Here is an 18582-nt window from a genome sequence, read left to right on the forward strand (position 1 = left end):
CCGGGGCATGGGCATCGTCATTGCTCTTCCTTTCACATGGCCCGGTGACCCGGATCGAGCCGGCCGGGCCGGGTGGTCGACGCGTTCGGCATCACGTCGCCGACCTGGGGCGGTGGCTGGTGGTCGTGCGGCGGCGGGGCGGTATCCGGCGCCGGCGGGACAGCTTCGACGAGTTGTGCAGCAGGTAGGCGGGGTGTGCGTCGTGGCGGTCCGGACGGCGGGTCGGCGATGCCTAGCCGTAAGGTCAGGTAGGGGTGGTCGAGCGCGGTTAGCATCCGGCGAAGTGCCTCGCGGGTGGCGGGCACGGTGACGACATCGCTCAACGGCAGCACTGAGACGTTCAGCGCGGTGGCGGCCAGCCAGACAGCGGACAGCGTCTCGCCTGCCTTCAGCCAACGATGCGGATCGTCCTCGTCGCCGTAGAGCAGTACGTAGGTGGCGGCCCGGTCGTGGCCGCCGCCGATCGGCAGGGTTCCGGGGTGGCCGAAACCGCGGTTCGGCACGGTGGTTTGCGCGGCGCGCTCCGGCAGCAGCTGCAGGGCCAGCCCGACGCCGTCGCCCATGGTCCGGCTCGTCCAATACTCCAGCTCTGCGCTGGCGGGTGGATCCGCGGCCAGGACGGCGCCTGCACGCGACGCGGCGGCAGACAGGTCCAGCACCTGCCCGGCGGTCAAGACGTGTACGCGGACGTCGCTGTCGGCGCAGGCGGCAATGGCGCGGACGACGGCCGGAGCGAGCGGCTGCTCGCTGAGGGGCCGGCGGTCGGTGTGCCGGGTCCGCATAGCATGTGCCAGCTGCTGCGTTTTCGGCGTGATCGCAGCGTCGTCGAAGTCGTGGAGAACGGCCAGCAGACCGGACGTCGACGTGCCGGGGGTCCGGAACACCGCTGCGGTCCAGCCCTGGGCGGCGAGTGCGATCCGGGCATGGTGCAGGACGGCGCCGCAGCTGAGCGTCAGCAGTCGCCCGTCGGAATCGATGGCGTTGAGTTGACGGCTGCGTTCGGCGAACAGTTCCAGCCGGTCGGGGTGTACGCGCCACCGCCATGGTTGGGTGTTAAGCACCGACGGCGCATAGCGTGCAGCCGCAGTTGCGGCGTCAATGAGCACGTCGCTCAGGGGTTCCCGGTCGGTGCGCGAGATGGTCGGGTTCATGGCTGTGCCCTTCGCCGCGGGGAGCCGTCCTTGTCGGGTGGACCGACGTGGCGGCGGACAGAGCGCCATTTCGTCTGTGTGGTGACCTGTCGGCCTTGGGTTGTGCACCGCGCCGCTGCGGCCTGTGCCGAGCAGGGCACAGGAAGGCCGGAGGCACCGCCGAGCCACCGCCCGTCGGTGCCTGAAGCCGTCGACTGCTGGTTCACGCGGGCATCATCGTCGGTCATGTGCGCCCTTCCGCTGGCAGGGATTCCGTGCCCACAGTCACCATCCGGATAGGGGTTGTTCACGTGACTGCCGTCGCCAGTTCCCGGGCGTCGTCGGTCTGCCGCTGCCGGTCTTGAACGGACGACTCGGGTGCGACGGCGGCATTCGGATCTGAGGCGGTGCCGGCACCGGCCGGCTCGCCTGTGCCGCTGTCCGGGCTGTGGGCGAGCTTATGGTGCAGCGTGTCGGCCAGCCGCAACAGCTCGATCGGGAGCGGGAAGATCAGTGTGGAGCTCCGTTCGGCGGTGAGCTCGGCCATGGTGGACAGTACGCGCAGCTGCATGGCGGCCGGATGTTCTTCCAGGACCTGGGCCGCACGGCCGAGGTCGTCGGCTGCCTCGAGTTCGCCCGCCGCGTGGATCACCTTGGCCCTCCGGTCGCGTTCGGCTTCGGCCTGGCGGGCCATCGCCCGCCGCATGGTTTCCGGCAGTTCGACGTCCTTGACCTCGACCAGGGTGACCTTCACGCCCCAGGCGCTGGTGATCTCGTCGATGACGAGCTGCAACCGCTGGTTGATGCTGTCCCGGTCGATCAGCAGGTCGTCGAGGTTCACCTGCCCGAGGATGCTGCGCAGGGTGGTCTGCGCGATCTGGGACGTGGCGACGACGTGGTTCTCGACCGAGGTGACCGACAGCAGGGGTACCACGACGTTGAAGTAGGCCACGGCGTTGACCTTGACGGTCACGTTGTCCTTGGTGATGACGTCCTGCGGCGGGATGCTCATGGTGACGGTTCGAAGCGACACCCGCACCATCCGGTCCACGAACGGGATCAGGAAGGTCAGGCCGGGTCCGCGGGTGGCGATGACCCGGCCCAGCCGGAAGACCACCCCTCGCTCGTATTCCATGACCACGCGTACGGACGCCACCAGCAGCAGGGCTAAGCCGAGTCCGGCAAGCAGGGACCATCGAAGTGCTTCACTCATGGTGTTGTCTTTCCGTTTCAGTGCCGTGCCACGAGTGCGGCCGTTGGCCGGCTTTCGCGCTGCGGACGGCGGGTGGGCCACCAGTCGTGGTGCGGGCGGTGCGGCTGTCGTACGGCCGGGGCGGCGGAGAGGGTCGGCGGAGCGGTGATGATGACCTCGTTGCGGATAGCCGTCACACCGGGTACGGCACGGACAACAGGCCCGAGCAGGTCCGCAATTGGGGCGTCGGCGACGGTCCCGGCGATGGTGGCTACCCCGTCGTGCACGTCGAAGGCGATGTCGCTGGTCGACAAGGGCGCCAGCGCTTGCCGTACATCGGCACGGATCTCCTCGTCGGGACGGTCGTGCAGCTTGAGCAAGTCGGCGGCGGTGACGATGCCGAGCAGCCGCTGGTCCGGCCCGGCGACGAGGAGCCGGTTGACCGAGCTGCGGCGCATCCGCCGACCTGCCTCGGCGAGCGTCGCGTCCGGCTCGACGGTCATCGCCGGGGCGCTCATCATCTCGCCGGCTGAGCGCGCGATCCAGGCCGGTGTGACCACCGGGCGCCGCCAGGGCAGGCGCGAGGGCCGGTCGGCGAGCCGCATATCGATACCGTTCAGCACGTCGCTGCGCGTGACGATGCCCAGCACATTGTCGTACTCGCCGACGACGGCGACAGCACTGACGTCGTAGGTCGTCATGGTCTTGACGACATCGGCCGGTGGAGTCTCGTAGTCCACGGCGAGTACCTCGTTGGTCATGACATCGCGTACCGTCCACGGCTGCATGACGTCTCCTTCCGGCACCATGACAGTGCCTGCTCGGGTGGCCTGCTCCGTCCGGCGAAGCGGCGGGTCTGTCTTCAATGGTGGCCGCCGAGGGGCGGCAGCCGACAGTGTCACCGCCGGTCACGTCCGCCGGCTGACGTTGCCGAGTGCCGGCAAGAACTCGGAGCGCTGGGCCTGCGGCCGCAGGTCAGGATGTGAATGGTTCGGCACTGAACGGGTGGGTGCGACCGACGCGTGACCGGACCAGCGCGCTGTCGTCGAAGTCGTATGCGATGTCATTGACGACGTGCTGGACCCCGGGTACGTCGCCGCTGAGCCGGCCCACCATCGCGGCGGTGCTGCGCCGGCCGACCTTGCCGGTCAGGGTCACCACGGCGGCGCTGACATCGACATGGACCTGCTGTGAGTCGATCCACAGCGTACGGCGCAGTACGTGCTGGATGACGTCGTGCCTGATGGCGTTGTCGCTGCGGGTGTAGACACGCATGAGGTCGGATCGGGACACCACCGCCACCGCACGCCCAGTCTCGTCGGTGACGGGCAGGCGTTTGACTTTGTACTTGCGCATCCGCCGTGCCGCCGTGGACAGCGACTCGGCGGCAGCCGCCGTACGCACCGGCCGGCTCATCACCTGCCTGGCGTGTGGAACTCCGGCCGCGGTCTTGCGCCGTCGTCTGCCGGCGCCGGAGAGGCGTGCCACGAGGTCGGCCTCGGACACGATTCCCATCACCCTGCCGTCGTCGGCGACGATCGGCACGGCACTGATCCGTTCGCGGGTCAGCAACTGGGCCAGCTCGCTCACCGACGCATCCGGTCCGGCCGTCACCACGTTTGCGCTCATCACGTCACTGACTCGCCACTGCCGCACAGTCCTGCACCTCCGTGCACCAAACGGCCGGACTCTCCGGCCACCTCCGAGCCTGCCCGGCGCACCTGCGGTTGGTCAGGGGCGTCGACGGCGACATCTGCGACCGTTCGTTGCCGAACCCGCGCAATCTTGCCGTCGATCGGCAATGTGGCCGGCCCAAATGGGGCGGTGAGGTACCTGTCCGGTGGCCGAGCCGTCGACCACGATGGGTGGCCAGACGTTGCCACCGGCCGATGTTCCGCCGAGTGGCCACCCACTGTTCGCACGGGGAAGGCGACGATGGACTTACTGAGCGCCCAAGATCTGATCAGCTTGTCCGAGCAGCGCGGTGGGGTCCGGATCTCGGTACTCCTGCCGACGCACCGGGCCGGACCGCAGACCGACCGCAACCGGATTCGGCTCAAGAACCTGCTGCGGCGGGCGGAGCGGACGTTACGCGAGGACGGTATGGCTGCCGCCGAGGCCGGCGAGATCCTCTTGCCGGCTCGCCGCCTGCTGGAGCCTGCGCCCTGGTGGCAGCGACCAAGCGACGGCCTGGCGGTGTTCCTCGGCCCCGACGGGATCCGGCACTTCCGGGTACCCGTGCGGCTACCCGAGCTGGTGGCGGTCGGGGACCGGTTCCTGCTGCGGCCGCTGCTGCCGCTACTCGGCGCCGGTGGCCACTTCTACGTGCTGGCGCTCAACCAGGACGAGATCCGGCTGTTGCGGGGCTCTCGATTCCGGCTGGACGAGGTGCCGCTCGACGGGCTTCCGCTGGCGGTCTGGCTGACCATGCCCCGTCGCCGCGCCCAGGTCCATGCTTTCGTCGCGGATCGCGGCGGCACCGGTGGGCGCGCGGTGTTCCACGGCATGGAAGAAGACACCACTGCGCTGGTGCTCCAGCATTTCCGCCGGGTCGATCGGGCGCTGCGCGAAGTCCTGCACACCGGCTCCGTCCCGGTCGTGCTGGCCGGCGTCCGGTCGACTCAGGCCCTGTACCGCCAGGTCAGCACCTATCCCCGGTTGGTCGGTGAAGGCGTCGACGGTAGCGCCCGGGACCTGAGCCTCGCTCACCTGCACCGCCTGGCCCGACAGTTGGCGGAGCCTCTGCTGCGTGGCGAGGAGACCCGCGCCGCCGGCGTGTATCGGGACCTACGGGGCACCGGACGCACCTGCTCCGACACTATTGAGATCAGGGTTCTGGCTGGTCAGGGCCGCATCGAGACACTATTCGTGTGCGCTGGCGTGCCCGTCGGCGGCGCGGGGGTCATTCGGCTGGACACCAACACCGGCGAGATCGATCACCTGGGTTCGGCGGCAGTGTCCACGCTTCGCCACGGCGGTACGGTGTACGTCGTGCCCCGCGATCGTATGCCGGACGGTGCACCGATGGCCGCGATTCTGCGGCTCTGATCGGTCACCGGGGCATGCCGTGGTCAGCTCTGGCCGAACGCCGCGCCCAGTCCGGTGAGGTCGATCGAGCGCCGGGCGTGTTCCGGGACGTGGTCGACCAGCGGCCGCATCGCCTCCAGGGCGGTGAGGATCTGCCGGGCGACGCGCTCCACCGGCCGCATGGCGTCCACCGCGACCAGGATGCCTCGCGAGGCGTACCAGCCGACGATGGGTTGGGTCACCTCGTGGTAGAGGGCGAGCCGCCGGCGGATGACGTGCTCGGCGTCGTCCGACCGACCCTCCAGGGCCGCCCGGGCCAGCAACCGCCGCGCGAGCTCCTCGTCGTCGGCCTTCAGATGCAACGCCACGTTCGCGGTCATCTCCAGGCCGCGGCCGATCTCATACAGTGCGCGCGCCTGTGCCATGTTGCGTGGCATGCCGTCCAGAACGTACCCGCCGCCGGCGGTCTTCGCCTTGCCGAACGCGGCGCGCACCATCTCCAGGACTATCTCGTCCGGCACCAGGTCACCGCGACCGAGGTGGTCTCGGACGGCGCGGCCCAGCGCGGTGCCCCGGGCCACGTGGTCGCGCAGCAGATCACCGGTGGCAATGTGCGGGATCCCGAAATGTGTGGCGATCAAGGCCCCTTGGGTGCCTTTGCCCGCTCCGGGAGGCGCGACCAGTAAGACCCGCATCACGCATGTCCTTTCCGATGGGCCGGCGCGTCCTTTACGGCGGCGCCGTCACGCTGACGATCGTAAGACCTGTTCCGGATCCGCGGCGGAACCGACCTTCGCGCTGTCGGCCGTGCTTCGTGCCTTGGCCTGCTTGCCGGCTGTCGGCAGGATACGACGCCGCCGCTTGACCGACGGCTGCTTCACCTCCAGAACGGCGGGTGCCGAGCATGGGGGAGACTCGCGTCCGGGAGTCCTGCCCGCGGCGCATCTCAGTTACCTAGTTTAGTTGGATCTACGACCCGTGCCCGGCAAGGCTGGGTCGAGGTAGCAGGCGGGATCGCTGATGGTGACCGGTGGCGGCACCAGCGGGAAGTCGGCGCCGCCAACGAGGTGTTTCGGCAGGTACGGGTCGCCGGTGCGATCGCACGCCGGCCACCTGTTTCTGCCGGTAGTCGGCAAGGTGTGGGGGAAGTTCTTGGCCGGGTTCTGCCGCTGCACGGCGGCCGTGTGGCGACGAGGATGGTATCTGAGCGACGGGGCATACCGATGGCGGCAGGTACGGCGCAGCGGTCGTTCGAGTCTCACTCCTGTGTTCTCTCAACCGTGAAAGGGGTGGTGTGACCGTGCCCGCGAATCTCGCCTCGCCTGCCCAGCCGGCCGGGCAGCGTCGAACCGCCAGCGCGCCGCCTACGACTCCGCCGGCTGCGGTCGCGGTCGACCTCGGCAGCAGCACCGTCGGGGTATGGGCGGCGCACCGCGGCACCATCACCGGACCGTGTGGCGACGCACTCGCCTCGACAAGCAGCCTGGTGAGGCGCGGCCGCGTCCTCGACGTCGAGGGCTGCATCAGCCTGCTGTCGCAATTGATCCGGCGCTACTACGAACCCGTACCGGCTGGGGCAGTCGTGGCGGCGTGCCGGCCGGTGTTGGCCAGCGAGCAGGATCAGGCCGTGCTGCGGCACGTGCTCGAGGCGGTCTTTGCGCCCACCCGGCTGGTGTTCATCGACACCGTCCGCGCCGCCGCGATCGGCTGCGGTGCCGCCGCCGGCACACTGTTGATCGCCGACCTAGGCGCCCAGCTGACCGAGGTCGCGTTGCTGAAACACGGCCGTGTCGTCGCCGCCCGTCGCGCCGAGATCGGCACCCGTGACCTCGCCCGAGGCGGGACCGTGGACCTCATCGCCGAGGTCGTCGCGCGCCGTGTCGCCGATCTGCGGGGTGCCACGGCCGGGAAAGACCTGGCGCCCGCGATCTCTCGCGGCATGCTGCTGGTGGGTGACGGCGCCGTCCGCCCCGACCTTGGGGTTGCGCTGTCCACGGCGCTGCGCCTGCGGGTGCAGCGCGGCGCGTCCCCGCGTGCCGCCGCGCTCAACGGCGCCGGCTTGGCTGCCATGTCACTACTACCCCACCCCACCCAGTCCTGACGCCGCCACCGAGCTTTCGGAGGACACCGATGACCATCGCCGCGCACAAGACCGAAACCATCGCGGACGAACCCCAGGAACTGCTGCGTCGCATGCTCGAGGAGAAGTTCGTCGCCCAGACGAACCGGCTTACCGAACTGACCATCCGCGGCCGGCTCCCCGGGCACGGTGGCTACGACTCGCACACGCTGGACATCCTGTCCGTCGCGGCCCGACAGGCCATCGCCGACACGGCACACGCACTGCGACGTATGTCCGAGGGCACCTACGGCCTCTGCGAGGACTGCCAACGGCCGATTCCCCTCGGGCGCCTGCGTGCCGTGCCGCACGCCCGCTACTGCACCCGGTGTTGCCGACACTGCCCCGATTGAACACCGCCGTCCGCGTACGGCAACTCACGCGCGTCCTCCCGCACCGCGCCTACCCGCCGCCGCGGACTCGCGGAGCGCAGCGGCCCGGTAATAAACTTGTAGTTGACGGGGCATCCGGCGGATGGAGTCCAGCCATGCTTTCGGACGCAGAGCAGCGCCAACTGACCGCCATTGAGTTCCAGCTTCGCGTCGATGATCCGGACTTCGTCGAGCTGTTCACCGACGGACGGCAACGGCGTTCGCGCGGGGGATGGCGCGGGCGGGTAGCCCTGATCACGTTTGTTCTCACGGTCATCGCGATCGGTATCGGGTTGGCGGTCGGCAGTGTCATCATGGTGGTGATCGCATTGACCACAGTGGGTGCGCTGTCCGGTTGGTGGATCACCGGTCGGCGTCGCCGACGTCCTTGACGGTCTTGCTCCAGGCACGGGCGGAGTTCGGCTACGCAGCACGGTGTCGGGATTGGCGGCCAAGGGCTGTCACCGGCCGCGATCTGCGGAACTGATCGGTCCGGTATGGCCGCCCTCGATCGGGAGCGACATCGGTGGGTTCAGCCGGCGCCTGCGAGCGGCTCGGCGGGCCAGTTGAGGGCCTTCGCACCCAGGACGGCAGCCTGCAGCGTGAATCGGTGTTCCGGCTCGGCCGGGTCGTACCCGGTCAATGTCTTGATCCTTTCGAGCCGATAGGTCACTGTGCGCACCGACACGTGCAGGCGCTTCGCCGATTCAGTGGCCACTGCCCCGGTGGCGAAGTAGGCGTCTAACGTCTCCAGCAGCGGTTTGGCGCCATCGCGAGCCTGCACCAGCGGGCTGAGCACCGTGCCGACGAGGTCGACGATGGCGGACTGGTCGCGTAGCAGGACGCGGTAGACGAGCAGGTCGTGGGCATGGATCACAGGTTTGTCCACGAAGAGTCGCCCGGCCATGGTCAGCGACTCACGAGCCTCCTCGTACGAGCGGGCGATGCCGTAGAGGCCGGGGTGGGCCCGGCCGACTGCGACCCGCCAGGGCCGTCCGTGGCGTAGGCGGTTAAGTTCACCGTGCATTAGCTGGCCTAGATCGTTGTGCGGCTTATCGGTGGGTGTGGCGCGGTTCGTCGCGGCGGGATGCGCGGGGGCGAGCACGACCAGCAGCCCGTCCTTCGTGGCGACCAGGACGTCGCGGTCGCCGAGCCGGTTGAAGACGACCGACTCGAGGGCGCTGATCGCGGTGTCGGTGTGCGGCAGGCGCCGGCTCGGCGCGGCCAAGGCGACCTGGTGTACACGGGCGAGATCGAGACCGAACGGCTCGGCCCGCTCGACCAGGGTGGTCAGGTCGGAGTCACCGCGGAGCAGGTCGTCGATCAGGTCGCGGCGTAGCGTCTCCTCCCGGCGTACCAGGTCACGGCGGGCCACGGCGTAGCCTTCGGCGAGGGTTGCCACCGCGTCGTCGATGACGTGCAGCACCGCGGCCGCGGCGGCGCGAACCGCCTCACGGTCGCGGGAGCGCACCACAGCGGGCAGGTCCTGCCAGAGCCGTCGGGCCGCGGACAGATAAAGCTGGACCACCCGTCCGGCCGAGATGCCTTGCTCGGCTGCCTGCCGGCCCAGCCGGCCCACCGCGTCGAGCTCGGCGCGGTGGGGACGGCGACCGCTGACCGCGGCGTCGGCCAGCAGGGGTAGGTAGTCGCCGAGTAACTCCACCGGTGCGCCGCCGGCGTCGCGGGCGGCGGCGCTGGCCACGTCGACCAGCCATGAGTCCGGGGGAGACGCGGATGCTGCCGGTAGTCGTCTGCTGCTGTCGGTCACGCCGTCTCACCTTTCACGAGCGTCTGTGCCCAACGACCCGTTACGGCAGACGAGACGCCAACCGGGGCCGGCGTTCGGCGTCCGGTGGTGCTGGCCTGTATTTGTCGACTACCGGCAGCTTAGACCCGAACAGTGTGTGGTGTGTGCTGCGCTGACCCCTCCGGTGCGGGTATCGCCAGACGGCATGGATACGAAACGCCGGGGGCAGAGCCGCCCTGCACCTCCCGGAGCCAACCAACGTTGCGGGCAGACCCGCGCATGCTGCCGCAGACCGATGCCGCGGTCGGGTGCGCGCCTGCAGCGCCCGCCGTGTAGGCCATACAGTGGCGGTATGACTGCCGAGCGGGGTCTCGATCAGGCCGTGTACCCGGGCACTGTCGCGCAGGTCGCCGAGCCGGACCATGTCCTGCTGCCCGGTCACGACGTGCCGTTGGGGCGTTACACCGTCGTACGCCGGCTGCTGCCGCACCGCCGGCGGCGTATGATCGGCGCCTGGTGCTTTGTGGATCACTTCGGTCCCGACGACGTCACCGGCCGACCCGGCATGCAGGTACCCCCGCATCCGCACACCGGCCTGCAGACCGTGACCTGGCTGGTCGACGGCGTCATCGAGCACCGCGACAGCCTGGGCAGCCATCAGACGATCGAGCCCGGACAGCTCAATCTGATGACCTCCGGACACGGCATCTCCCACTCCGAGTTCACCCCGACCGAGCACCCCGCGATCATGCACGGCCTGCAGTTGTGGGTGGCGCTGGCGGATGACTCCCGCCACGGCCCGGCCCGCTTCGAACACCACGACACCCTGCCGGCCCTTGACCTCGACGCGGCGACCGTGACCGTGGTCGTGGGTGAGTTAGGAGCGGCCCGCTCGCCCGCCCATGTCCACTCCGCACTGCTCGGTGCGGAGGTGCGCTACGTCGGCGCCGTTCACCACCGGTTGCCGGTCGATGCCGCCTTTGAACACGGAGTCCTGGTCATGTCCGGCGCAGCGACGGTTGCCGGCATGGATCTCGCGCCCGGCTCGCTGCTCTACCTCGGCCCGGGCCGCACTGAGATCCCGGTGGCGGTGCCGGGGCCGGCCAGGTTGTTCTTGCTCGGAGGCGTGCCCTTCGAAGAACCGCTGGTGATGTGGTGGAACTTCGTCGGCCGCTCGCACGAGGAGATCGTGGCGGCGCGGGACGACTGGATGTCCGGGCGGCGCTTCGGCGCGGTCGCTGACTGCGCCGCTGACCGGCTGCCCGCCCCGGAGATGCCCACCGTACGGTTGAAGGCCCGTGACCGTCACGGCAACACCAGGTAAGCCGCCCGGACCGCTCGCCGAGGGAATGCCGATCCGCTCCTGCCTCGGCGGAGCCTGCATGGTGGTGCTGACACGGCACGTGTGTCAGGCTGGCCGGGAGTCGCGTTGCGCGGCAAATGACGCCACGCGTACCCCTCGTCCATAGTCAGGTCCCGCGGCGAGGCCGTGGATGCCCGTTCTAAATTCCTCGGAGGTGAATGTCATGTCTGCTGTCGCCGGAGCACCGGTGGTCGTCGGCGTCGACGGGTCACCGAGGAGCTTGGAGGCGGTCACAACGGCCGCGGCCGAGGCCGCCCTGCGCGAACGGTCACTGCGCATCGTGCACGCCTTCATCTGGCCTACGATGAAGATGGGCAGATTGCCGGGTATGCCGGCGCCGTCGCTGGCTCCGTTCGAGGAGCAGGCCAAGCGCTATCTGGACGAGGCCGTCCACATAGCCGCCGAGGCCGCGCCCGACGTTCCCGTCACGACCGAATTGATCACCGGAGCTGCCGTCCCGGTGTTGTTGGCGGAGAGCCGCTACGCCGACCTGATTGTGTTGGGCGATCGCGGCCTGGGCGCCTTCAGCGGGCTGATCGTCGGCTCCGTGGCTGTCCAGATCGTCACGTATGGACAGTGTCCCGTGCTGGTCGTGCGTGGAGAGTCGCGCCGCGCGGGTCCGTGCGTGGTAGGAGTGGACGGGTCGGAGGCGTCAGCTCGAGCGGTGGAGTTCGCCGCAAAGGAGGCGGCGCGGCGCGGCGCCGAGTTGGTCGCGGTTCGTGCCTGGCAGTCATTGACGTCTCTGAGCCCGGGCGATGTGCCGCCGCTCAGCTACGACGATTCGCTTGTCGAGGAGGGGGAGCGGCGCCTGCTGACGGAGTCGCTGTTGGGACTGGGCGAACGCTATCCGGATCTTCAAATCCGGCAGGAACTCACGAACGGGTCGGCTGCCCGGGTGCTGACAGAACGTTCGCGTGAAGCGCAGCTCATCGTGGTCGGCGCCCGTGGCCGCGGCGGTTTCGCCGGGCTCATGCTCGGCTCGGTCAGCCAGCACCTGATCTACAAAGCGCAGTGCCCAGTGGCCGTGATTCGTGGACGGAAGGACGGGTGAGTTCGTTCTCGGTGCTGGCGTGCAAGGCTCGGGTTGGTCACTTTCGTCGCGCCAACGGTGGAGCAGGACCAGTGCGCTGGCCTTCGGGCGACGGTCCCGGGTGAAGGTGCCTTTTGCCGTGAGACGGGACGAGTAGGACAGCGCCAACAACCTCCCGGCTGCGATCACCAGCCTGCCGGATTGGCCCTGGCCGCATAACCACCGAAGGATTTATGGAGCGAACCACTTAGCCCTGCGATTCGCCGGCGCTGAGCCCGGGGTCCGCACCGGGCCGGTGGGGTCCACACGGATAGTCGCCGCCGGGACGCATGAACTCGGCTGATAGGGGTAGCCCCGCCCCCGCGAGTATTGACGGACCTGAGTCGACCATCCCGGCGGGCGCGCGCATTGCCCCGGCGAAGGGGCGGCCTGACCTTATTGAAGGAGGCAGCCGCCGATTTCCCTTACCCATGGATCGACTTGCGACGGCCATCAATCGTTGGCGCTCGCGCGCCGAGCGACGGAAGCATGCGTCACCATCCAGTTCCTGGAGGGAATCTATGCGTACGTCAACATCCCTACTGTCTTCTGCAACGGCGTTGGCTCTGCTGGCGCCCATGTCTGTTGCTCGACCTGCGCACAGCCACCAATTCATATCTGCTGGCGCCTACGCCGCCCATCCTGCGGAGGATGACGAGCCGGGCACGCGCTATTGGATCAGGCCTGACGATCTTCCGGCGCCGGTCAACGACGGCGACCCGGAAGACCCGGACTTCATGAACAGCCCCACACTTGTTGACCCGCCGCGCGGGATGAAGCCGAAGGTGCCGGACGGCTTCGCGGTACGCGTGGTCGCCAGGGGCCTGAACCAGCCAAGGGTCATGCGGACCGCCCCGAACGGAGACGTCTTCGTGGCGGAGAGCGGGAGCGGACGCGTCCTGGTCTTGGCCGCCAAGTCCCTGCGTCACCCGCCGGCTACGCCGGTGGTCTTTACCGAAGGCTTGGATCGGCCCTTCGGTATCGCGTTCTATCCGCCGGACAAGCCGCGATACGTCTATGTCGCAGCGGCCGACCAGGTCGTTCGCTTCCCGTATCGGGCCGGCGATCGGACGGCGAGAGGACCTGCCGAGGTCATCATCGCGGACATCCCCACCGAACGGCACTGGACCCGCGACCTGGCGGTTGCCCCGGACGGGAGACATCTGTTCGTCTCGATCGGCTCGGCGTCCAATGTCGCCGGCGCCATGCCGGAGAAGACGCCGGCAGAGATCCGGGCCTGGGAGGCGACCCACGGGCGCGGCGCCGCGTGGGCCGAGGAAGAAAACCGTGCCGTGGTACGCGTCTTCGAACCGGAAGGCAGGAACGTCCGCAACTATGCGACCGGTCTGCGCAACTGCTCGGGCATGACCGTCCAGCCGCGCACCGGCTCCCTGTGGTGCACGGGCAACGAACGCGACCACCTCGGCGCCGACCTTGTGCCCGATTTCCTGACCAGGATTCGAGACGGCGGGTTCTACGGCTGGCCCTGGTACTACACCGGCGGCAACGAAGACCCGGCCCACGCCGGCGAGCGCCCCGACCTGCAGGACGAGGTCATCGTGCCCGACGTCCTGATCCAGGCGCACTCGTCCACCATGCAGATGGTCTTCTACGACGAGAACGCGTTTCCCGGGCGCTACCACGGCGACGCCTTTGCCACCCTGCGCGGCTCCTGGAACCGGGAGAACAGGACGGGGTACAAGGTGGTTCGCGCCATCATGGTCAACGGCCGGCCAACCGGCGTTTACGAGGACTTCATGACCGGGTTCGTGCTGGACGAGGAGCGGGTCTGGGGCCGACCCACCGGCATCGTGGTCACCCACGATGGTGCCTTGCTGGTCAGCGACGACGCCAACGGCACGATCTTCAGGGTCGCACCGGAGCCCTCGAAGCACGATGGCAAGGCGCAGGGCCGAAGGTAGCCCGGCGGGCGGGGCGAGCGGACAACGGCCGCCCCGCCGTTTCCTTAACTTCGTGGCCGTCTCAACGCCTCAGGAGGCCTCATGACCACTGTCGCCGAGCAGATCATCGATGACCTGTACGCCGCCGGCGTACGCCACATCTACGGCCTTGTGGGGGACAGCCTCAACCCGATCACCGACGCGATCCGGCGACACCGCGACTTCCGGTGGATCCATGTCCACAACGAAGAAGCGGCTGCCTTCGCCGCCTCCGCGGAGGCGCAGGTGACCGGTCGGCTGGCAGTATGTGCCGGCAGCTGCGGGCCCGGCAACACCCACCTGATCCAGGGCCTGTACGACGCGCACCGCAGCGGCGCGCCGGTCCTGGCACTCGCATCCCACATCCCGTCCAGCGAGATCGGCACCGGGTACTTCCAGGAAACCCACCCGGAGCGGGTCTTCATCGACTGCAGCCACTTCTGTGAGATGGTCAACGGCGCCGGTCAGATGCCGCGGGTGCTCCGGATCGCCATGCAGACCGCCGTGGGGCGCGGCGGCGTGGCCGTGCTCGCGTTGCCCGGGGACATCAGTGCCCGGCCCGCCTCCAATCCCTCCACCCCTTTCGCGCTGACGTACGCCAAGCCGATCGAGACGCCGGCGACCGAGCAGGTTCAGCGGCTCGCCGAGCTGCTCACCGGCGCGGAGAAGATCATGCTCTTCGTCGGCGCCGGGGCGCGCGAGGCTCGCCAGGAAGTGCTCGACCTGGCGGGTGCCGTTCAGGCCCCGGTGGGCCACTCGCTGGGCGGCAAGGAGTGGATCCAGTTCGACAACCCCTACGACGTGGGAATGAGCGGCCTGCTCGGCTACGGCGCCTGCTATCAGGCGATGCACGACGCCGACCTGGTGGTGCTGCTGGGCACCGACTTCCCGTACGAGAGCTTCCTCCCGCAACGAAACACGGTCCAGGTCGACCGTGACCCCACACGCCTGGGCCGGCGTACGGCCCTCGAGCTGGGGATCGCCGCCGACGTGGGAGCCACGATCCGCGCCCTGCTTCCGCTTCTGACCAGGCGCTCGGAGGGCAAGTTCCTCGCCCGGATGCTGCACCGACACGCGGCCGCCCTCGAGGACGTCGTGCGGGCCCACACCAGCAAGACCGCATCGATGACGCCGATCAGCCCGGAATACGTCGCCGCGCAACTCGACGACCTCGCCGACGACGACGCCATCTTCACCGTCGACACCGGCATGTGCAACGTCTGGGCCGCGCGCTACCTCACTCCGACTGCCGGCCGCCGGGTCATCGGCTCCTTCCGCCACGGGTCGATGGCCAACGCGCTGCCACAGGCACTGGGTGCGCAGATCGCCTACCCGGGCCGCCAAGTCATCGCCATGTCCGGCGACGGCGGGTTGGCGATGCTGCTCGGGGAGCTGCTGACCGCACGGGAGCAGGCGCTGCCGGTGAAGGTCGTCGTGTTCAACAACGGTTCCCTCGGCATGATCCGGCTGGAGATGATGGTGGCCGGCTATCCGTATTACGAGACCGACCACGGCACCAACGACTACGCCGCGATCGCGGCGGCGTGCGGGCTCGACTCGGCTACCGTCGACGAGCCCGCCGAACTCGGTCCGACCCTGACGCGGATGCTGCAGGTGGACGGCCCCGCTCTCGTCGACGTGCGCACCGACCCGAATGCGCTGTCGATCCCACCGAAGATCACCGCCGAACAGGTCCGCGGCTTCGCGCTGGCCTCCATGCGCACCGTCCTCGACGGCGGTGTGGGCCGGATGGTCGAACTGGCACGCAGCAACATCCGCAACCTTCCGAGGCCTTGAACTCAGGTGGGGCTCGCGTGGCCAGGTACGGGTGCACCGATGACGAGGCCGGCGGCGGCTGCGGCGGCCGAGGCCTCGGCGAGCACCTGGCGCTCCGGGCGACCGAGGCGGCGGGCCAGGGCGGCGACCTGGTCGAACTCGGGCATCACCTGAACGATCACGCCGCGGCGGTGACCTACCTTGATTGCAACTGACCCGTCCGCGACCTCAACGTCGATGAAGGAGCGCGGCAGCGCGTGCTTGCGCAGGCCGGTCTCGCGGACGCCGAGTGTGCTGGTGTCACGGAAGATCCGTTCGCGCAGGGTTTGAGTGTGGTCGGGGTGGCACAGCACGCTGAGGGTGTGCGCGGGCCGGCCCTTCTTCATGGTGATCGGTACGAGCCAGGCGTCGGCGGCACCGTCGCGCAGCAGCGCCGCGAGGATCTCCGGCCACAGGCGGGGGTCGAGGTCGTCGATGTTGGCCTCGAGCAACACTGCGGGATCGCCGGGAGAGTCGGACGGCGCAGTCGGCGTCGGAGCACCGACGAGGACGCGTACCACGTTGGCTCGCCCGGGGGTGTCGCGACGACCGGCGCCGATCCCGATGGTGTCGATCCGCATGGGTGGCAGATCCTCGCAGCGGTCGGCCAGGGCGCGGATCGTCGCCATGCCGGTCGGTGTGGCCAGTTCCCCGGTGCCGCCGGCGCGTACCCGCCAGCCCTGCGCGAGGTGTGCCACCGCGGGCACCGGGACGGGCAGGTCGCCGTGTGCGGTGTGCACCCGGCCGGAGCCGACCGCGACTTCGCCTGCGCTGAGGGTCGCGACGCCGAGTTCTTCCAGGGCGGCGCAGACGCCGACGATGTCGGCGATGGAGTCGAGTGCACCGACCTCGTGGAAGTGCACGTCGTCGGCCGGGATGCCGTGCACGTGGGCCTCGGTGTCGGCGAGCCGGGCGAACACTGCGCTGGCCCGTTCGCGGACACGCTCCGGCAGGTCGGATCGGAACAGTAGGTCGTGGATGGCCGGCCAGGTGCGCTGGGGCAAATCCGCGGTCAAGGGCTGGACGTCCACGTGCACCGCGCGCAGGCCGGCCCGGGTGACCGTGGTGGGGTTGAGGCGGACGGCGTGGGGGATCACCGTGTCGACGGCGTGCTGGACCGCGCGCGGGTCGGCGCCGGCGTCGAGCAGGGCGCCGAGAAGCATGTCGCCGGCGACGCCGGCGGACGCGTCGACCCAGACGTGCCGGTGGCTGGTCACACGTCACCCGCCGGCGGTGGAGCGGCGATCTGAGCGGCGAGGTGCCCGGCGCCGTATCCGTTGTCGATGTTCACCACGGCGACTCCCGGTGCGCAGGCGTTGAGCATGGCCAACAGCGCTGCGAGGCCGTCGAAGGCAGCGCCGTATCCCACGGACGTCGGCAGGGCGACCACGGGGACAGCGACGAGACCGGCCACGACGCTGGGCAGGGCGCCGTCCATCCCGGCGGCCACCACGACGACGCGGGCCCGGCGCAGCAGGCCCAGTTGGGCGAGGATCCGGTGCAGGCCGGCGACCCCGACATCGACGACGAGTTCGGTTGGCCGGCCCAGATAGCGCGCCGTCTGCATGGCCTCGCGGGCGACGGGCAGATCGGACGTGCCGGCTGCCACCACGACCACCAGCCCGCCGGTCGGCGGGGGCGGCTGCGGTGGCCAGGCCAGCAGGGCCGCGTCGGCGTCGTGCCAGGCGTCGGGCAGTTCCCCCAGCACCGCCGTGGCGTGTTCGGGACCAGCCCGGGTGAAAAGCGTGACGACGTCCGGCCGGTCGCGGACCGCGGCGGCGATGGCGGCGACCTGCCCCGGTGTCTTTCCCTCGCAGTACACGGCCTCGGGATATCCGCGCCGTGCGGTACGGTCCAGATCGAGCTCGGCGAACGATGCCAGGTCGTCAGGCATGAGGCCCCTGGACGAGGGGAAGGGTGAACGCGCCCGACTGCACACCGGCCAGGTCGACGGCCGCGAACCGGAACCCCGCGGCCATGACAGCGTCGCGGATCGCGCCGCGCAGCGGGTCGGTGACAGCTCTCGGCAGGTCCTTCGACGGCAGTTCGATGCGGGCAATCTCGCCATGGTGGCGGACCCGCAGCTCTGGGAAACCCAGCCGGCGCAGTTCTTCCTCCGCTCGCTCGATCTGCCGCAGCTTCTCCGGGGTGACGTCGGTGAAATGCGGGATGCGCGATGCCAGGCACGGCGCGGCCGGCTTGTCGGCACACGGCAGCTCGAGGGCGCGGGCGATGCTGCGTACCGCTGCCTTGTCGAGGCCGGCGTCCGCCAGCGGCCGCAGCACCCGGTGGGCGGCGGCGGCGCGGGCGCCCGGCCGGTCCGGCCGGCGGGCGTCGTCAGCGTTCTCGCCGTACGCGACCGCGTCCAGCCGATGCGCGATGACGACCTCGTCGGCGATCCGCGTGAACAGCTCATCCTTGCAGTGGAAGCACCTGTCCGCGCCGTTGGCCCGGTACGCCGCCCGATCCTGCTCGTGGGTGACCACCTCGACGACCGCGACACCGATATGCCGCGCGACCCGGTGGGCGGCGGCGCGCTCTTCGGCGGCCAGGCTCGCCGAGACACCTAGGATCGCGATGACCCGGTCGACGCCGAGCGCCCGGGCGGCCAGCGCCAGCAGCACCGACGAGTCGACCCCACCGGAGAAGGCGACGCCGAGCCGACCGATGTGAGCGAACCGGTCAGTCACGCCTGCCGTGTCGATCATGGTTGTCTCCGTTCGAGCGGTTACCGGACGTCGGATAGCTCACTTAGCGTGGGTGTAGACCGCCGCGGACGAGGACGTGCGGTGTGGACGGGACCGGACTG

Annotated in this window: 17 protein-coding genes; 8 read left to right on the forward strand and 9 right to left on the reverse strand. The window is 69.6% G+C overall.

From position 1 onward, the window contains the following. Window positions 1-32: 32 nt before the first annotated feature. The 4 genes from Ari01nite_RS41465 to Ari01nite_RS41480 all read right to left on the reverse strand — a co-directional run bounded on the left by Ari01nite_RS41465 (window position 33) and on the right by Ari01nite_RS41480 (window position 3978). Window positions 33-1151 carry an Acg family FMN-binding oxidoreductase gene (locus Ari01nite_RS41465; RefSeq protein ID WP_203789082.1) on the reverse strand — a complete coding sequence of 373 codons (1119 nt, stop codon included), beginning with the start codon at window positions 1149-1151 and terminating at the stop codon, window positions 33-35. 286 nt (window positions 1152-1437) lie between these two features. Next, on the reverse strand, window positions 1438-2343 hold the full coding sequence (locus Ari01nite_RS41470; RefSeq protein WP_203789084.1) for a slipin family protein: 906 nt from the start codon (window positions 2341-2343) through the stop codon (window positions 1438-1440). A gap of 17 nt (window positions 2344-2360) precedes the next feature. Continuing rightward, window positions 2361-3110, reverse strand: a complete 750-nt coding sequence (locus tag Ari01nite_RS41475) for a CBS domain-containing protein (RefSeq protein WP_203789086.1) — start codon at window positions 3108-3110, stop codon at window positions 2361-2363. Window positions 3111-3297: 187 nt separating this feature from the next. Next, entirely contained in the window at window positions 3298-3978 is a 681-nt protein-coding gene (locus tag Ari01nite_RS41480; RefSeq protein WP_203789088.1) for a CBS domain-containing protein, read from the reverse strand. 279 nt (window positions 3979-4257) lie between these two features. Here Ari01nite_RS41480 and Ari01nite_RS41485 point away from each other — a divergent pair, with 279 nt between their 5' ends. Continuing rightward, window positions 4258-5370 (forward strand): baeRF3 domain-containing protein, encoded by a 1113-nt coding sequence (locus Ari01nite_RS41485; RefSeq protein WP_203789090.1) that lies wholly within the window; start codon window positions 4258-4260, stop codon window positions 5368-5370. Between the two features lie 23 nt (window positions 5371-5393). On the opposite strand, the gene Ari01nite_RS41490 is transcribed toward Ari01nite_RS41485, so the two are convergent. Beyond that, window positions 5394-6044, reverse strand: coding sequence for an adenylate kinase (locus tag Ari01nite_RS41490; protein ID WP_203789092.1), 651 nt, complete (start codon window positions 6042-6044; stop codon window positions 5394-5396). A 605-nt stretch (window positions 6045-6649) separates the two neighbouring features. On the opposite strand from Ari01nite_RS41490, the gene Ari01nite_RS41495 reads away from it, so the two are divergent. The 3 genes from Ari01nite_RS41495 to Ari01nite_RS41505 all read left to right on the forward strand — a co-directional run bounded on the left by Ari01nite_RS41495 (window position 6650) and on the right by Ari01nite_RS41505 (window position 8231). After that, window positions 6650-7450, forward strand: a complete 801-nt coding sequence (locus Ari01nite_RS41495) for a rod shape-determining protein (protein ID WP_203789094.1) — start codon at window positions 6650-6652, stop codon at window positions 7448-7450. 29 nt (window positions 7451-7479) lie between these two features. Then, window positions 7480-7821 (forward strand): TraR/DksA family transcriptional regulator, encoded by a 342-nt coding sequence (locus Ari01nite_RS41500; RefSeq protein ID WP_203789096.1) that lies wholly within the window; start codon window positions 7480-7482, stop codon window positions 7819-7821. Window positions 7822-7955: 134 nt separating this feature from the next. Next, the gene (locus Ari01nite_RS41505; protein WP_203789099.1) at window positions 7956-8231 is read left to right on the forward strand and encodes a DUF3040 domain-containing protein; all 276 of its coding nucleotides are present in this window, start codon (window positions 7956-7958) and stop codon (window positions 8229-8231) included. 140 nt (window positions 8232-8371) lie between these two features. Here Ari01nite_RS41505 and Ari01nite_RS41510 read toward each other — a convergent pair whose 3' ends face one another. Further along, window positions 8372-9607 carry a PucR family transcriptional regulator gene (locus Ari01nite_RS41510; RefSeq protein WP_203789101.1) on the reverse strand — a complete coding sequence of 412 codons (1236 nt, stop codon included), beginning with the start codon at window positions 9605-9607 and terminating at the stop codon, window positions 8372-8374. Window positions 9608-9938: 331 nt separating this feature from the next. Here Ari01nite_RS41510 and Ari01nite_RS41515 point away from each other — a divergent pair, with 331 nt between their 5' ends. From Ari01nite_RS41515 to Ari01nite_RS41530, 4 genes are all read left to right on the forward strand, one after another. After that, window positions 9939-10910 carry a pirin family protein gene (locus Ari01nite_RS41515; protein WP_203789103.1) on the forward strand — a complete coding sequence of 324 codons (972 nt, stop codon included), beginning with the start codon at window positions 9939-9941 and terminating at the stop codon, window positions 10908-10910. Window positions 10911-11112: 202 nt separating this feature from the next. After that, on the forward strand, window positions 11113-12000 hold the full coding sequence (locus Ari01nite_RS41520; protein WP_203789105.1) for a universal stress protein: 888 nt from the start codon (window positions 11113-11115) through the stop codon (window positions 11998-12000). A gap of 596 nt (window positions 12001-12596) precedes the next feature. Then, window positions 12597-13940, forward strand: coding sequence for a PQQ-dependent sugar dehydrogenase (locus tag Ari01nite_RS41525; protein WP_203789107.1), 1344 nt, complete (start codon window positions 12597-12599; stop codon window positions 13938-13940). Window positions 13941-14021: 81 nt separating this feature from the next. Further along, a complete protein-coding gene (locus Ari01nite_RS41530) occupies window positions 14022-15755 on the forward strand; it encodes a pyruvate dehydrogenase (protein WP_203789109.1) in 1734 nt (577 codons plus the stop codon). 2 nt (window positions 15756-15757) lie between these two features. Here the strand turns inward: Ari01nite_RS41530 and larC are convergent, their stop codons facing one another. The 3 genes from larC to larE are packed head-to-tail and all read right to left on the reverse strand — an operon-like array spanning window position 15758 to window position 18481. Next, window positions 15758-16990 (reverse strand): nickel pincer cofactor biosynthesis protein LarC, encoded by a 1233-nt coding sequence (gene larC, locus Ari01nite_RS41535; RefSeq protein WP_203789111.1) that lies wholly within the window; start codon window positions 16988-16990, stop codon window positions 15758-15760. After that, window positions 16987-17667, reverse strand: coding sequence for a nickel pincer cofactor biosynthesis protein LarB (gene larB, locus Ari01nite_RS41540; RefSeq protein ID WP_203789113.1), 681 nt, complete (start codon window positions 17665-17667; stop codon window positions 16987-16989). The genes larC and larB overlap by 4 nt, the downstream gene beginning before the upstream one ends. Beyond that, complete coding sequence (gene larE, locus Ari01nite_RS41545) at window positions 17660-18481, reverse strand: ATP-dependent sacrificial sulfur transferase LarE (protein ID WP_203789115.1); 822 nt, start codon at window positions 18479-18481, stop codon at window positions 17660-17662. The genes larB and larE overlap by 8 nt, the downstream gene beginning before the upstream one ends. Window positions 18482-18582: the final 101 nt, after the last annotated feature.

Origin of the sequence: Paractinoplanes rishiriensis (assembly GCF_016862375.1) — a bacterium.
Classification (GTDB): domain Bacteria; phylum Actinomycetota; class Actinomycetes; order Mycobacteriales; family Micromonosporaceae; genus Actinoplanes; species Actinoplanes rishiriensis.